The 15,670-nt window shown below is 69.4% G+C and carries 15 protein-coding genes; 9 read left to right on the forward strand and 6 right to left on the reverse strand.

Translation table 11 applies throughout. The features are described 5' to 3' along the window. The first annotated feature begins 129 nt into the window (after positions 1 to 129). The gene (locus tag ACO0E0_RS12190; protein ID WP_422871698.1) at positions 130 to 924 is read left to right on the forward strand and encodes a DNA-formamidopyrimidine glycosylase family protein; all 795 of its coding nucleotides are present in this window, start codon (positions 130 to 132) and stop codon (positions 922 to 924) included. Positions 925 to 1,007: 83 nt separating this feature from the next. Here the strand turns inward: ACO0E0_RS12190 and ACO0E0_RS12195 are convergent, their stop codons facing one another. The 4 genes from ACO0E0_RS12195 to ACO0E0_RS12210 form a co-directional block, all read right to left on the reverse strand. Continuing rightward, positions 1,008 to 1,844 carry an alpha/beta fold hydrolase gene (locus tag ACO0E0_RS12195; RefSeq protein ID WP_422871699.1) on the reverse strand — a complete coding sequence of 279 codons (837 nt, stop codon included), beginning with the start codon at positions 1,842 to 1,844 and terminating at the stop codon, positions 1,008 to 1,010. 182 nt (positions 1,845 to 2,026) lie between these two features. Next, on the reverse strand, positions 2,027 to 2,209 hold the full coding sequence (locus ACO0E0_RS12200) for a zinc transporter permease (RefSeq protein WP_422871700.1): 183 nt from the start codon (positions 2,207 to 2,209) through the stop codon (positions 2,027 to 2,029). Between the two features lie 2 nt (positions 2,210 to 2,211). Beyond that, positions 2,212 to 3,096, reverse strand: coding sequence for a phosphatase PAP2 family protein (locus ACO0E0_RS12205; protein WP_422871701.1), 885 nt, complete (start codon positions 3,094 to 3,096; stop codon positions 2,212 to 2,214). After that, positions 3,093 to 4,715, reverse strand: coding sequence for an MFS transporter (locus ACO0E0_RS12210; RefSeq protein WP_422871702.1), 1,623 nt, complete (start codon positions 4,713 to 4,715; stop codon positions 3,093 to 3,095). Before ACO0E0_RS12210 ends, ACO0E0_RS12205 begins: the two co-directional genes overlap by 4 nt. Before the next feature lie 282 nt (positions 4,716 to 4,997). Here ACO0E0_RS12210 and ACO0E0_RS12215 point away from each other — a divergent pair, with 282 nt between their 5' ends. Then, positions 4,998 to 5,396, forward strand: coding sequence for a hypothetical protein (locus tag ACO0E0_RS12215; RefSeq protein ID WP_422871703.1), 399 nt, complete (start codon positions 4,998 to 5,000; stop codon positions 5,394 to 5,396). 97 nt (positions 5,397 to 5,493) lie between these two features. On the opposite strand, the gene ACO0E0_RS12220 is transcribed toward ACO0E0_RS12215, so the two are convergent. Next, entirely contained in the window at positions 5,494 to 6,096 is a 603-nt protein-coding gene (locus ACO0E0_RS12220; RefSeq protein WP_422871704.1) for a Rossmann-fold NAD(P)-binding domain-containing protein, read from the reverse strand. Positions 6,097 to 6,344: 248 nt separating this feature from the next. Continuing rightward, positions 6,345 to 6,938, reverse strand: coding sequence for a hypothetical protein (locus ACO0E0_RS12225; protein WP_422871705.1), 594 nt, complete (start codon positions 6,936 to 6,938; stop codon positions 6,345 to 6,347). 288 nt (positions 6,939 to 7,226) lie between these two features. Here ACO0E0_RS12225 and ACO0E0_RS12230 point away from each other — a divergent pair, with 288 nt between their 5' ends. The 7 genes from ACO0E0_RS12230 to ACO0E0_RS12260 all read left to right on the forward strand — a co-directional run bounded on the left by ACO0E0_RS12230 (position 7,227) and on the right by ACO0E0_RS12260 (position 15,664). Beyond that, positions 7,227 to 7,913 carry a hypothetical protein gene (locus ACO0E0_RS12230; protein ID WP_422871706.1) on the forward strand — a complete coding sequence of 229 codons (687 nt, stop codon included), beginning with the start codon at positions 7,227 to 7,229 and terminating at the stop codon, positions 7,911 to 7,913. Between the two features lie 162 nt (positions 7,914 to 8,075). Next, positions 8,076 to 8,429, forward strand: coding sequence for a Dabb family protein (locus tag ACO0E0_RS12235; RefSeq protein WP_422871707.1), 354 nt, complete (start codon positions 8,076 to 8,078; stop codon positions 8,427 to 8,429). Positions 8,430 to 8,515: 86 nt separating this feature from the next. Next, positions 8,516 to 9,811, forward strand: coding sequence for an ABC transporter substrate-binding protein (locus tag ACO0E0_RS12240; RefSeq protein ID WP_422871708.1), 1,296 nt, complete (start codon positions 8,516 to 8,518; stop codon positions 9,809 to 9,811). After that, on the forward strand, positions 9,808 to 10,701 hold the full coding sequence (locus ACO0E0_RS12245) for a carbohydrate ABC transporter permease (protein WP_422871709.1): 894 nt from the start codon (positions 9,808 to 9,810) through the stop codon (positions 10,699 to 10,701). Before ACO0E0_RS12240 ends, ACO0E0_RS12245 begins: the two co-directional genes overlap by 4 nt. Before the next feature lie 59 nt (positions 10,702 to 10,760). Further along, positions 10,761 to 11,609 carry a carbohydrate ABC transporter permease gene (locus ACO0E0_RS12250; RefSeq protein ID WP_422871833.1) on the forward strand — a complete coding sequence of 283 codons (849 nt, stop codon included), beginning with the start codon at positions 10,761 to 10,763 and terminating at the stop codon, positions 11,607 to 11,609. 53 nt (positions 11,610 to 11,662) lie between these two features. Further along, positions 11,663 to 14,119, forward strand: a complete 2,457-nt coding sequence (locus ACO0E0_RS12255; protein ID WP_422871710.1) for a glycoside hydrolase family 31 protein — start codon at positions 11,663 to 11,665, stop codon at positions 14,117 to 14,119. Positions 14,120 to 14,320: 201 nt separating this feature from the next. Then, complete coding sequence (locus ACO0E0_RS12260; protein WP_422871711.1) at positions 14,321 to 15,664, forward strand: ricin-type beta-trefoil lectin domain protein; 1,344 nt, start codon at positions 14,321 to 14,323, stop codon at positions 15,662 to 15,664. Positions 15,665 to 15,670 lie beyond the last annotated feature (6 nt).

The following is a 15,670-nucleotide window of genomic DNA, read 5'->3' on the forward strand; positions in this document are numbered from 1 at the left end:
GGCCGGGGTCACCCGACACGGCCGGGTCACCCGAACGTAGTCCGCGCCGCCGACATCCGTGACGGTCACCACCCGTTCGATCCGGTCGGCGACCTCGTCGCTGTCGGCGGTCGCCGGTACACCGGGGGGATGCCCGAGGGAGACAGCGTGTACCGCCTCGCGGCGCGGTTGCGCCCGGCTCTCGACGGCCAGCGCGTCGACGCCGGCGAACTGCGCTCCGGGGACGCCGCCGGCACGAGTCTGGCCGATTGGCGGGTGCTCGGACACGACACCCACGGCAAGCACCTGCTGACCCGGTTCGCCGGCGGTCGGACCCTGCACACGCACCTCCGGATGCAGGGGTCCTGGACGGTGACCGCGCCGGGCCGGGTCGTCCCGCGGTCGGTCCAGCCGTCGGTGCGGGTCCGGATGCGGACCGAGGCCGCGCGCACCGTGTGGGGGATCGACCTGCCCGTCGTCGAACTCCTGGCGACCGCGGACGAGTCCGCCGCGGTCGGACACCTCGGCCCCGACCCGCTGCGGGACGACTGGGACGCCTCCGTCGCCGCCGAACGACTCGCCCGCGACCCGGACCGACCGGTCGTCGCGGCGCTCCTCGACCAGCGGAACCTCGCCGGACTCGGGAACATGTGGGTGAACGAGCTGTGCTTCCTGCTCGGCTACCGCCCGTGGCGTCCGGTCCGGGACGCCGACACCGCGGCACTCGCCCGGGCCGCCCGTCGCGGCCTCCGCGCGTCGGTCACGGTCCCGGGGATGTTCCAGACCACCACCGGGACCACCCGCCGCGGCGAGCGGCACTGGGTCGTCGGACGGGCGGGTCGTCCGTGCCTCCGCTGCGGCACGACCGTCCTCGTCGAGGCGGAGGTCGCCGACGACCCGGAACGTCGCCGGACGTGGTGGTGCCCGCGATGCCAGCCGCGCTGAACGGGCACCCGCCCGACATGGCGACGGACTGACTGCGTGGTGCCAGCCGGCCCCGCGCCTCCAGTCCGCCGTCCGGCAGCCCGCTACTTCCGCAGGAACTCCAGCACGGCCCGGTTCCACTCGTCCGCGTGGCTGACGATCACGCCGTGCGGCGCACCCGCGACGACGTACAGCTCGGAGCCGGCGATCGCCTCGTGCGTGCGCTTGCCGGAGCCCTCGAACGGAACGGTGCCGTCGCCGTCGCCGTGGATGACGAGGGTCGGGACGGTGACCTTCGGCAGGTCCTCGCGGAAGTCGGTGTTCGCGAAGGCGGCCATGCACGCGAGCGCCGCGGGCTTCGACGCCTGGTGCGCGAGGGCCAGTGCTTCCTGTCGTTGCGCCTCGGTGACCTTGAGCTCGCCGTCGACGGAGAAGAAGTCCGTCGTGAACTGGTCGTAGAAGTCGTCCTCGCTCTTCGTCAGGCCCGCGGTCATCTCGGCCGCCTGGCTCTTCGGGAGCGGGCCATCGGGGTTGTCGTCGGTCTGCAACAGGTACGGCGGGACGGCGGAGGCGAACACCGCGCTGTGGATGCGGTCCGGGCCGAACGTGGAGAGGTAGCGCGCGACCTCGCCGCCGCCCATCGAGAAGCCGACGATGCTGACGTCGTGCAGGTCCATCTGCGTGATGAGCTGGTGCAGGTCCTCGGCGAGCGTGTCGTACGTGTAGCCGGAGTGCGGCTTGTCGCTCCGCCCGAAACCCCGGCGGTCGTAGGTGATGACGCGGAAGCCGGCCTCCTGGAGTGCCGGCACCTGGTTCTTCCATGACTCGCCCGACAGCGGCCAGCCGTGGATGAGGACGACGGGGCGTCCGGAGCCTCCGGTGTCGTCGACGTGCAGGTCGGTGTCCTTGAACAGGCCGTGGTGAGCGGTGATCTCGGTCATGGTGGTGCTCCTTCCGTGCGCAGGGACGCGCGAACTCCCTTGCTACGCACCCGCTCTGAGCGGGCGGTGCATCGGTCCGGAAAGCGCATCGGTCGCGGTCGCGACCCGGTCCGGACGGGAGGCGCGGGACGGGCCCGCACCGTGCCTCCCGTCCGTCCGGTGCTCAGGCGAGCGCCGCGTGGTCAGTGCTCGTCGTAGTGGTCGCCGTGGCGTGCGTGCTTGTGCCCGTCGTGCAGGTAGTCGACGTGGTCGTCGTGCTGGACGGTCTCGTGCTGGTCGCCCTCGGTGCCGTGTTCGTGGTCCTGGACGTCGTGCTCTGCGACACGGTGTTCCTCGGGGGTGGTGTCGTCGATCTGGTCGCTCATGGTCATCCTTTCTGAGAGTGATTATCATCCACGATAGAGGACGAACGATGTCGCGGACCGGAATGCTCCTCCAGGGTCAGGTGCAGGCGGTGCGCGGTGATGACGCTCGCGAGCCACCCCGATCCACTCACCCAGCCCATCGTCACGTCGGTGAACCAGTGAGCGCCGAGCAGGACCCGGGACGCGCCCGTCGCCGCGATCGTCACCCCGGCGACCGCGGCGATGACCCGCTGCGGGGCGACCTGGCGCTGTCGGAGCATGAGCAGGTACGCGACCGTGCCGGCGATGGTCGTCGCGTTGAGCGTGTGCCCGGACGGGAAGGACGGCGACGTCTCGTACGGCGGGATCGCATCGCGGCGCGGCGGACGGTTCCGGTGGATGAGCCGCTTGCCGGCGATGGTCATCGCGAGCGAGCCGCCGCCGGCTGCCGCGAGCAGTCCGAGCGGGGTCGGTCTCCGTTCGACCAGCGACAGGGCCGTGCCCGCCACCAGCGCCAACACGGGCATGCCGACCGGACCGAAGCCGTGGGCGATGCCGCTCGCGATCCCGTTCGTCGCGGGCGAGCGGAGCCGCTTGCCGATGCGGAGCGCCGGCTGGTCGAGGCGGGCGATCCCGTCCCGGTCGGTGACTCCGTCGTAGACCACGGCGGCTGCGGCCGTCGCAGCCACCGCGAGGACCCCGCCGACCGCGAGGGGCCCGAGGACCGCTCGTCGGGGACCGACCCGCGCAGCGAGCTCGCGGTGCGCCCGCGCCAGCCGCCGGCCACCCCGCGACCGCCACTCGGTGACGTCCCGGCCGCCGATGGACCGACGTCGGACCGCGTCGGAGTCCGTGCCGGTCTGGTCCGCGCCGGTCTGGTCCGCGCCGGTCCGGTCCGGGTCGGTCACACCGACGCCTCCGTCCCGCGGACCTTGCCGACGACGACGTCGACGATCCCGGCGAGCAGCGCTGCGCCGACGAAGCCGAGGGAGACGCCGAGGCCGAGCGGCAGACCTCGGGAGAAGTCACCGTGGGTCGACGCGAGCGAGGAGTAGAACACGCTGCCGACCGCCGCGATCCCGATCGCGGAGCCGACCCGGGCACCGACCTGGATGAGCCCGCCCGCGGAGCCACCCTGCTCGACGGGCACCTCGGACAGGGTGAGGGTCTGGTTCGGTGAGATCGTCAGCCCCGACCCGACGCCCGCGACGAGCAGTGGCACGACGAGCCACCATCCGAGGTCGTGCGCGAAGTGCGTCCGAACCACCCAGACGACACCGCCGAGCCCGAGCAGCACCATGATCGTGCCGACGACGATGAGCTGCCGTCCGAACCGGTGCACGACACGACCGCCGATCGTCGACGCGATCCCGGAACCGATCGCGAACGGGATCGACGACAGTCCGGCGAGCAGCGCAGAGTACTTGAGACCCGACTGGAGCGCGATCGTCAGGACGAAGAACAGCGGCGTGAACCCGGCGAAGTACAGCGTCGCGAGGCCGACGCCGAGCGAGAACGACCGGCGCGAGAACAGGCGGAGGTCGATCACCGGCTCCTTGCTCCGCTCGTAGTGCCGTTCCCACAGGACGAAGACCCCGCCGAGCACCACGGCCACGACGATGAGCCACCACTTCGCGTCGCCCTTCCACTCCTGCGACTGCACGAACGGCAGCAGCAGGGCGACGACCGCGGCACCGAGGAGTGCGATGCCGACGGGGTCGAAGTCATGCCGCTTCCCCGTCTGCGACCGGTCCCGGCCGGGCAGGTACCGGAACGCGAGCAGGATCGTGACGAGGCCGATGGGCAGGTTCACGAAGAACACCGCGCGCCACCCGTTCTCCGCACCGAACGCGGTGATGAGCAGCCCACCGACGAGCGGTCCGATCGCGGTGGCGATCCCGACGGTCGCGCCGAACAGCCCGAACGCCGTCCCGCGCTCCTTGCCCCGGAACAGCTGCTGGATGAGCGCCGTCACCTGGGGCGTCAGCAGCCCACCGGCGAGCCCCTGCACGAGGCGCGCGATGACGAGGAACACGCCGTTCGGTGCGAAGCCGCACAGTGCGCTCGCGAGGGTGAACAACCCGATGCCCACCACGAACATCCGACGACGGCCGGTGACGTCCCCGAGCCGACCGCCCGGGACCAGCAGCAGGCCGAACGACAGGGCGTAGCCGGAGAGGATCCACTGGATGGCCTCGGGCGATGCTCCGGGCAGGCCGGAGGAGATCGACTGCAGGGCGACGTTGACGATCGAGACGTCGAGCAGCACGACCCCGCCGCCGAGCAGGCAGATGACGAGCGCCTTCCACCGGTTCGGATCGGGTTCGTCGCTGCCGGAGGCGTTCTCGGCCGGGCGGGTGGCGGATGCGGTGGGAGCAGCTCCAGCGGACGCGGACGCGGACGCGGTTGCCGTGGTGGTCGGTGCGTGCGCGGGTGCGGACGGAGCGGCGTGCCGCGGGTCGTGCTCGATGCCGTCCGCGGTCCGGATGCGGTCCGGGATGGCGTCGTCCTGGTGCGTGGGTGTCATCGAGTACCTCGGGTTGGGGACCGTCCACGGTAGGCGTGTCGGCCGCGCGTCGTTCGTCCCTGCGACGTCGTTCAGGTGTCGAGCAGGACGGCGCGCGTTCCGCCGATGACCGCGACGAGACGTCGTCGGTGTCGTCGGTGTCTCGCGACACGCTCGGTGTTGTGCAGAGTTGTGTATCTGACGTATCAGGAGCATGTTCGTGGTCACCTTGCACGGGGCGAGGCCTCGCGACGACGCGAGGAACGGGAGGACCACTGTGACGATCAGGACGGAGACGAGATCGTGATCACCACCACGCAACCCAGCTACGCGCCGCGCACTCGTGCGGGCTTGCTGATCAGCTGTGTCGGGTTCGCTGCTCTCGCCGCATCGGCCGTGATCCCGATCCTGGCCGATGCGCTCGGACCGGTGATGGGTGTCGGATTTGCCGTGGCGGTCGTGGTCATCGTGTACGTGCCGCGACTGATCCGGCCGGGCTCGACATGGTGGCGCGCACCGCTCCCTCGAGTGTTCGCAACGATGGTGTCGATCGGGGCTGCTGTGGCGGCGCTGATCGCCGTGGCAGTCCGCACCTCGGGCGGCAGCCTGGTGTGGGGGTACGTCGCAACGGCGGTGGTCGTCTTGGGCATGGTCCTCGTCGCATCAGCCGCGCCGGAAGAAGTGCACCGGCAGCGGCGCTGACGGCAGCGTCGCTGACGGCAGCGTCGCGCTCCATCGAGCGATCGACGGGGCGCGACCAGCGTGCGTGGCTCTGGCGGCGACCGCGTCCGGAGCGGGATCAGCGCGACCAGACCCTGGCATGCAGGTCGTCGAGATCGACTCCGACGCGTGTACGACGCGATGCGCCGACGGAACCCCCGCGCTGGGCAGCCTCGGTGCGCGGGATCGTCAAGAACGTGCACTGGAGGCCGAGAGGTCGGAGCTGCACCTCGGGTCCGAACACCATCCGGCGGGTGGCGGAGCGGAGGCCCTCGGCGGTGACGACGAGGTCGAACTCCTCGTCCGGCGCGTGCTCGAACGACGCCGTCGCGAGTGCGTCGGTGTCCGCGGTCGCCGGGCGCTTCGTGGTGGGGTCGTCGATCGCGGTGATGCGGTCCCCGAAGCGGTACCCGACGCCGTCCGTGGAGCCGATGACGATCTCGGCGAGGTCGCCCCGGAGGATCTCCGCCTCGGCCGTCGCGCCACCTGTGTCGTCGGTGCCGGCGGGGAACTCGACGATGACGCTGCCGCCGGCGCTACGAACCGTGCGCCGACCTCGCCCGTGCCCGCGGCGAGCACGGCGTCGTCGAGACCCATGCGGCGGAGGACCTCGCGCCCGGCGCCGCGCACGTCGACGTTCTGTCCGCCGGAACAGGCCTCGCTGATACGGGAGCTCCTTCAAATCTGAGCGATAGGAGCGCGAGCATGGGGTGGGAGGGAGCCGCTCAGAGGTGAGCCGGCACCCAGGCGACATATCGATTGTCGATATGGGTGCGCGTGAGTACGCAGCACTTCTTGGCCGCTTCTTCAGGTAGACCCCGGGACTGGTGGAGTCTCGAACGATCACGTTCACGCCGTCGACCCGATCAACCAAAATTATGTCTCTGGACTATTTACCGTACCGCACGGTGTTCCCCACGCGTCTGGATACTATGTTCTGCAATTCAATGACGGTACGGTATACGTCAGGAGGTCGTGGAACATCAGCCATCGTCTCAGTACCTGGAGTAAGGCGCCTGGATTTGCCGGAAAACGTTGAGGCAGTACGCTCATGTCGAGGCTCATACAAAGAAGCTGAGCAAAATGAGACCAGAAGAACAGGGTATACTCGACGAATTCGGAGAGCCAAATGAAGGTGGTGTACTCAATAGGCGGAACGAAACGCGAGGTGGATGAGGCGGAGCGAAGATGGGCGGGCGTGTCGCTACGACTTTCACTGCGGGGAAGGGTGGGTTCACGAAGGGCAGTAGTTACGTTGGACTCATTGCGAAGGGATTCAAGCTCGATCGGGGCGGTGAGGCACTCTCTGGAGAATTGGAAGGCGAGGACAATGACTACTGATTCGAGTGAGCAATCGTCGGGGACGGCCCAGCAGCAGAGTGTGATCGATGAGGCGGAGCGGCGCGTCGCGGAGATGCGCTCGGCGCCGGATCTGAGTGTCGATACCGCGTCCAGGCTCACCTGGGAGGTGGATAGCTCCGGCGTGTCACCGGTCGCGCGCGTCGTGCTGCCGATCGAGAACACGCGTCCAGCGCCTGAAGAATTAGCGGAACTGGCCAGGAGAGGGTTGGCTTCCAGTTTTGGGCTGACGGGATCGACCTCGGTCGCTACAAGGACGCGATCCGCAACGTGGAGTGGCTATCGTTTCGTCGGTCGAATGGAGTGGTCGGCTGGGATGCACTTCAGGAGGCTCACCGCCTCCGGTCGTTGACTGGAGCAAGACCTGAGTCGATCATCGACGTCAGTCGGTTGCCTCGACTTCGTCAAGTCGAGGTGTTCGGTGCCGGTCTCCGTTCTGCCCTCGCAAACCCCATGGTGAAGCGTCTTTCGATCGTCGGCCTCCGCGATCTGCGGGACGGCGAGGTAGTCAGTCAGCTTCGATCGCTGTACGTCGCTGATCAGCCGGACTTGAGAGACTTGACCGCAGTCGCGGACCTTTCGGATCTGCGGTCACTGTCGCTGTTGGGTTTGCGGCGCTTCGATATGCAGTGTCTTGTGCGCGCGGAGCGTCTGCGAGTTGTGCAAATCGGCCTGGTTCAAAACCTTTCGGGCATGCGCAACGTCGCGCAACTGAAGCATCTCAGGAAGCTGCGCATCGATGGCTTGCGACGGTGGGATCTCGCAGCTGTACCCGACGATTGGGCAGTTGTCGATCTGGAAATTGTGGACCAGCGTGCTGCAAGCCTGGCCATGAGTCGCGAGCTTTCGCGACGGCCGGGGTGGTTCGTCGCTCCACCTGTACCATCTGCGGTCGCCGTGTCGCGCCGTGGTGACTCACCCGAATGGGAGGTCGAAGTCACGGACTTTGAGCGGTTCGCAACTGGCCCCGGCTCGACAGTCTCCGCGGACGTCGAGAAAGCGCTTCGACCGTACCTCCATTCGGAATTCGACCGGGCGTCGATCTGGTTCGATTCAGAATCGGACGTGGTTCGGATCGTTTGCATCAATGAGGAAACGGCTGTCCGCGTCAAGAGAACTGTCGAACAGGCTGCCGGGTAGGACCTTGCCCGCCCAGCCGCGCGCAGTGCGCACACGCCCAGCGCACAGCTGCGAGTCGCTCTCTCTCCGGCGCGGCGAAGAAGAGTCGGCACCGTTGGGATCGTTCGGGACGGAAGATGCGATTCTCCATTCGGGCGTTCGCTGTCGTGGCAGGCTGTCGGCATGGCCGATGACGAGGGAACCAGCATGTCCGGAGTGACGCACGTGGTCCTGGTGCAGTGGCCCGACGGGGTTGATCGCTCCGCGGAGGCCGATGCCCTGTCGCGGGAGCACCTGCCGCGGATCGACGGTGTCCGGTCCGTCGTTTCCGGACCGAGCATCAGCACCGAGGGGCTCGAGGGCGAGTTCGACTGGATGCTCGTCGTCCGCTTCCGCGATCGCGACGCGCTGGCGGCGTACCTCCCGCACGCCGAGCATCGTCCTGTCGCCGACTTCATCGGTGCGGGGAACGAGCGGGTGGTCGTGTTCGACGTCCTCGAGGACCAGGGCCCCACCGCGGCGGTGGCTGGCGACTGACCCGGGACACGGGGCCATCGGCACAGTTGACTCCACGTTTACAGCGCTGTAAATTCGGTTGGACCCGGAACCGAAGGAGGCACCGCGTGAGTGCTCGTCCCACTGCAACGCTAAGCCGCCGCTCGTTCCTCCTCGGCGGGTCCGCGCTCGCGGCACTCGGGCTCGGCGGGTGCGCCACCGCCGGCCGGACCTCGGCCGGGTCCTCGGCCCACACCACCATCCGGTTCTACGAACAGAAGCCCGAGGTCGTCGCGTACTTCGACGCGCTGCTGCGGAAGTTCGAGAAGGCCACGCCGAGCGTCAGCGTCGTGCACGACTCGACCACGGCGATCGCCCCGCAGTTCGTCCGCGGACAGCCGGCCGACGTCGGGTGCTTCAACGACAACCTCGAACTCGCGCGGTACATCAAGCGCGGCGTCCTCAGCGACCTGTCATCGCTGCCGTCCGCCCGCACGGTCCGCACCGACATCGCCATGCTCTCGGGCCAGTACGCCACCTACCCGGGCCGGACCAGCGTGCTGCCGTACTCGCTCGCGGCCGCCGGGGTGATCTACAACAAGAGGATCTTCGCCGACCACGACCTGCCGGTGCCGGAGACCTGGTCGCAGTTCGTGGACGTCTGCACCGCGCTCCACAAGGCCGGCGTGACGCCGATCTACGCGACCGACCGCGACACGTGGACGCTGTGGCAGGGACTGTTCGACTACTCGGTCGGGAGTCTCGTCGACCCGGGCGCCTTCTTCCGAAAGCTCAAGCAGATCGGCACCGACGTCGGGCCCGACTCCGAGGTCTCGTTCCAGAAGACCCTCGCGGTGCCGATGGAGCGTGCGAAGACCATCTCGACGTTCTTCAACCCCGACCACGCCGTCCGCTCCTACGCCGACGGCAACCTGGCGTTCGGCAGGGGCCGTGCGGCGATGTACCTGCAGGGGCCATGGGCGCTCGGTCAGATCGCGCTCATCGACAAGGACATCGAGGTCGGCACGTTCGCCCTGCCCGTCTCGGAGGACCCGGCCGACCGGCAGGCGCGCGTGAACATCGACCTCGGGCTCTACATCCCGACCGCCACCCGCCACCGTGCCGAGGCGGAGGAGCTCGTCGAGTTCCTGATGCAGCCCGAGGTCATCAACGGCTACAACCAGGACAACCTCGCGTACTCGACGCTGAAGAACGCGCCGAAGCAGCAGGACGAGCGCGTCGCCGGGCTGCAGCCGTACGTCGACGCTGGCGCCTTCTACCAGGGCACCGGGACGTTCGTCCCGCCGTCGATCCCCCTCGGCAACTACCTGCAGACGGCGACGAGGACCGGCGACTTCGACAGCATGCTGCGACAACTCGACGCCGATTGGCGGCGCCTGGCCGGGAGGAACGCGATCGTATGACCCCCATCACCGCCTCGAGACCGCGGGGCCGACGCCGGCTCGAACCGCTCTGGTACCTGTTCCTCGTCCCGGCGCTCGTGCTGTTCACCGGCTTCATCGTCGTCCCCGCGGTCATCGGCATCTTCTACAGCTTCACGGACTACGTCGGGTACAGCAGCTGGTCCTTCCTCGGGATCCGGAACTACGCGACGCTGTTCACCGATCCGAACATCCTGCACTCGTACGGGTTCACCCTCGGGTTCGCGGTCGTGACGGTCGTCGTCGCGCAGGTGATCGCGCTCGCGCTCGCCGTCGCACTCACCAGGCGGATCCAGTTCGCGGCCCCGCTCCGGAGCATCTTCGTCATCCCGATGGTTATCTCCGGGATCGTCGTGGCGTACGTGTTCAGCTTCCTGTTCTCGAACACGCTGCCGGCCCTGGCCACGAGCGTCGGGTTCGGCCCGCTCGAACAGAGCATCCTCGGGGAGCCCGACCTCGCGTGGCTGTCGATCGTCATCGTGTCCGCCTGGCAGACGATCCCCGGGGCGCTCCTCGTCTACACGGCGGGGCTCACCTCGATCCCTGGAGACCTCTACGAGGCGAGCGCGCTGGACGGTGCCTCGAGCTGGAAGCAGTTCCGGTCGATCACGCTGCCGCTCATCGCGGGGTTCGTGCTCATCAACACGATCCTCGGCGTCAAGGGCTACCTCGGCGCGTACGACGTCATCGTCGGCCTGACGAACGGCGGGCCGGGCACCGCGACGTCGAGCGTCGCGATGACGATCTTCTCCGGCTTCACCGGCGGCGACTACGCCTACCAGATGGCGAACGCGACGATCTTCTTCATCGTCACGATCCTCATCTCCGCCATCCAGCTCGTCGCGACCCGCGGAAGGGCGGTCAGCCTGTGACCTCCGTACGACTCACCTCCGACCCAGTGCAGCAGCGGTCGCCGGCCCTCCCGTCGCCGCTGCCCCGTCCGCGTCGTCGATCCCGGCTCGGCCGGACGAACTGGACCCTGACCGTCCTGCTGGTGCTGGCGTCGCTGACGGTGCTCGCGCCGCTCTACGTCACCCTCTCGATGGCGTTCAAGACGAGCGCGCAGTCCGTCGACGGGAACGCGTTCTCGCTCCCGACGCCGTTCAACCCGCAGAGCTTCGCCGAGGCGTGGCAGCTGACCCGGTTCCCGGTGTCGTTCAGCATCTCGCTCGGCGTCGCCGCGATCACCGTCGTCCTGACGCTGTTCCTCAGCTCGCTCGCCGCGTACGCGATCGCCCGGAACTGGGACCGCCGGTTCTTCCGCTGGTCGATGTTCTACCTGCTCGCGGCACTGTTCCTGCCGTTCCCGGTGGTGGCTCTGCCGCAGATCCAGCTCACCGCGATGCTCGGCATCGACGGCCCGGTCGGCGTCGGCATCCTGCACGCCATGTTCCAACTGTCGTTCAGCGTGCTGCTCTACTCGGCGTACCTCCGCTCCATCCCGGTCGAGCTCGAGGAGAGCGCGAGGATCGACGGTGCGAGCACGTGGCAGATCTTATGGCGGATCGTCCTGCCGCTCCTCGGTCCGATGAACGCCACGGTCGGCATCTTCGCGTTCCTGGCGTCGTGGAACGACTTCATGCTGCCGTCGCTCATCACCGCCGATCCGTCGCTGCAGACCCTCCCGGTCGTGCAGAACATCTTCCAGAGCCAGTTCGGGACGAACTACAACGTGGCGTTCGCGTCGTACCTGATGGCGATGGCGCCGACCATCGTCGTGTACCTGTTCGCGCAGCGCTGGGTGATCAGCGGCGTCACGCAGGGCGCCGTCAAGTCCTGACCGCACTCGGCATCGACCGCGCCCGGCACCGCACGACCAGCACCTGGAGCACCATGACCACGACCCCCGCCATCCGCCCGCTCCCCGGCACCGCGCCGCGTGCCCGTCCCGAGCAACAGGTGCTCGGTGACGACTGGCGCATCACCGTCCTCGGCGACGGCCTGTTCCGCATCGAGCGCTGGACGGACGACGGCGGACCCGAGGACCGGGCGTCCTCCTTCGCCGTGCGCCGCGACCTCCCTCCGGTCCCGTTCACCATCGAGCGGCACGGACCCGGCGTCGTCGTCACGACCGCCCGGGCACGCATCCGCCACGACGGCGGCCCGCTCACCGCGAACGGGTTCGTCGTCGAGACGACCGGCCGGGATGCCCAGCGTTGGCGGTACGGCGAGCCCACGCACGACCTCGGCGGCACGGCGCGCACCCTCGACGACGTCGACGGTCGGACCGCCCTCGAGCCCGGCGTCGTCGCGCGGGACGGCATCACCGTCATCGACGACTCCGACTCGTTCCTGTTCGAGGAGGACGGCTGGCTCGGGGCGCGCCGCCCGGGCGGCGACGACCTCTACGTGTTCGCGTACGGACGCGACCACGAGGCGGCGGTGCGCGCCGTGTACGCGGTGTCCGGGCCTCCCATGCGGCTGCCGCGGTGGGCACTCGGGAACTGGTGGAGTCGCTACCACCCCTACAGCAGCGACTCGTACCTGGCCCTGATGGACCGGTTCCGTGCGGAACGGCTGCCGTTCTCGGTCGCGGTGATCGACATGGACTGGCACCGCGTGGGCTCGGTGCCGCCGGAGTACGGCGACGGCTGGACCGGCTACTCGTGGGAGCCGTCGTTGTTCCCGGACCCGGCGGCGTTCCTCGGGGCACTGCACGCCCGGGGCATGCGCACGACGCTCAACCTGCACCCGGCCGACGGTGTCCGCGCGTTCGAGGACCGCTACCGCGAGATGGCCCGCGCCGTCGGCATCGATCCGGCCTCCAGCGAGACCGTGTCGTTCGCTTCGACCGACGAGACGTTCCTCGAGGCGTACTTCCGTGTGCTCCACCACCCGCTCGAGGAGCAGGGAGTGGACTTCTGGTGGATCGACTGGCAGCAGGGCGACACCTCGGACATCCCGGGCGTCGACCCGCTCTGGGTGCTGAACCACTTCCACCACCTCGACGCGCTCCGCGACGGCGGTTCCGGCATGACGTTCTCGCGGTACGCCGGGCCGGGCAGCCACCGGTACGCCGTCGGGTTCTCCGGGGACGCCGTGGTGTCGTGGGACTCGCTCGCGTTCCAGCCCGAGTTCACCGCCACGGCCGCGAACATCGGGTACGGCTGGTGGAGCCACGACATCGGCGGGCACACCCGCGGCGTGCACGACGACGAGCTCGCCACCCGCTGGGTGCAGTTCGGGGTGTTCTCGCCGATCATGCGGCTGCACTCGGCGAACAACCCGTTCATCCGGAAGGAGCCGTGGGTGTTCCCCGCCGAACACCGGTCCGCGATGGGTGACGCACTCCGGATGCGCCACCGGATGGTCCCGTACCTGCACACGATGAACCACCGCGCGGCATCCGACGGCGTGCCCCTCGTCCGCCCGATGTACCACGGCTGGCCGCGCGAGGACGCCGCGTACCGGGTGCCGGACCAGTACGAGTTCGGCAGTGCGCTGATCGTCGCACCGATCACGTCGCCGCGCGATCCGGCCTCCCGACGAGGGGACGTCCGTGTCTGGTTGCCCGCCGGGACGTGGACCGACGTGGTCACCGGCACCGTGTACCGCGGCGGTCGGACGCTGACGATGCACCGGACGATCGACTCGGTCCCCGTGCTGCTGCGCGCCGGCGGCATCCTGCCGCTCGACGCCGGTGCCGATCTCGACGCGACACGGAACCCGGCGGAGTTCGAGGTGCTCGTCGCGCCCTCGGCGGACGGCGCGTTCACGGTGGTCGAGGACCCGGCCGACGGTCCGGCCGATGGTCCGGCCGGACACGCCGGACCCGGTCTGGAGGCGCGGGACGGCTCCGACGGTGCAGCTGCGGTCGACGGGGTGGTCGCGGCTGACGGGTCGGCCCGGACCGAGCTCTCCTGGGACGCCTCCCGGGGTGCGTTCCGGATCGCACCGGTGTCGGGTGCCGTCGACGCCGTGCCCGTCACACGGACGTGGACGATCGTGTTCCTGGCCGCGATGCCGTCCCGTCCGGTGACGGTCGACGGTGCCCAGGTGTCCGTCGTCGGCGCGGACGGACGATGGAGCGTCGAGGTGTCCACCGACCGCCGTGTCGGTGCCGTCGTGCAGGTCGGTCCGCTCCGGGTCGGGGTCGATCCGCTCCCCGCGATGCAGGCCGTGCTCGAGGAGGCGCAGATGGGCAACCCCGAGAAGCTCGAGGCGTGGGAGGTGGTCTCCAGCGGGCGTCCCGTGGCCGACCGTGCGGCGGAGCTCGGGGCGGTGGCCGTGCCGGAGTCCGTGCGGGCGGCACTCGTCGAGCTGCTGGCGACGGTGGTGCCCGAGGCCTGACGCGGTGTGGCGTCCGGACCGGGCGCCCCGATCCGGGGGGCCGGGGTGTGGGTCGTTCTGCCGACTTGGCAACTGCTGCGCGGAGGAGAACAGTGGCGGACACCCGAACCGACGACGCCGTCGCCGGGCGCACACCACCACGACCACCGCTCCACACCCGGTCGACGACGACCGGGTGTGCCGGTGCGGAAGCAGGCGACGATGCCTCGACACACCCTCACCACCGTCCGACGCGCGGCCGCGGCCGCCCTGACGCTGCTGGCCGCTGCGGTCCTGCCGGTCGCGGCGGTGGTCGCGGTCCCGCATGCCGCGCACGCCGCGGTCCCGTCGGCGCCGCCGGGGTTCTCGCTGACGTGGAGCGACGACTTCGCCGGGTCGTCCGGCTCGGGCATCGACCAGAGCCAGTGGCGGTACGACACCGGTCCGGGCAGCAGTTTCGGCACCGGCGAGATCGAGACGATGACGAGCAGCACCTCGAACGTGTACCGCGACGGTCAGGGGCACCTCGTGCTGCAGGCGTTGCACTCCGGGTCGAACCCGTCGAGTGGGTGGACGTCCGGCCGGGTGGAGACCCAGGCGGCGACGTTCGGAGCGGCACCCGGCGGGGTGGTGCGCATCGAGTCGGTGCTCCAGCAGCCGAACGTCACGACGGCGAACGGTGCCGGCTACTGGCCCGCGTTCTGGATGCTCGGCGCACCCCTCCGGTCCGGTGTCTCGTGGCCGGGATCGGGCGAGATCGACGTCATGGAGGACATCAACGGTCGCAGCTCGGACTTCAGCACGATCCACTGCGGGGTGAACCCAGGCGGCCCGTGCAACGAGTCGACGGGCATCGGCTCCGGTGAGCGCGCGTGCTCCGGCTGCCAGACCGGGTTCCACGACTACGCCGTGGAGATCGACCGGTCGACGTCGCCGGAGCAGGTCCGTTTCTTCCTCGACGGCTCGAACTTCTTCACGATCAGCGCGAACCAGGTCGACGCGACGACGTGGACGAACGCCATCGACCACCCGTTCTTCATCATCTACGACCTGGCGATCGGCGGCGGGTTCCCGAACGCGTTCGGTGGTGGTCCGAACGCCGCGACGGTGTCCGGCGGCAAGCTCGTGATCGACTCCGTGGCGGTGTACAACAAGGGCGCGTCCTCGGGGTCGGGCGGCTCCGGCGGCTCCACGATCGCGGCTCCTGGCGGCAAGTGCGTCGACGTCGCGGGTGATGACACCGGCGGCGATGGCACGGCCGTGCAGCTCTGGGACTGCCAGTCCGGTGCGAAGGACCAGCACTGGACCCGGAGCGGTCAGACCCTGCAGACCCTCGGGCGATGCCTCGACATCGCTGGAGGCTCGAGCGCCGCGGGCACGAAGCTGCAGCTCGCGAACTGCAACGGCGGCGGGTACCAGAACTGGGCCGCGCAGTCCGACGGGTCGCTGCGGAACCCGACGTCCGGACGGTGCATCGACGCGCCCTCCGGCGCGACCGCGAACGGCACGCGCCTGCAGATCTGGGACTGCAATGGGACGGCGGCGCAGAAGTTCGCGCTGTCCTGACCCGAC

It is taken from the genome of Curtobacterium phyllosphaerae, assembly GCF_049341865.1.
Taxonomy (GTDB): Bacteria; Actinomycetota; Actinomycetes; order Actinomycetales; family Microbacteriaceae; genus Curtobacterium; species Curtobacterium phyllosphaerae.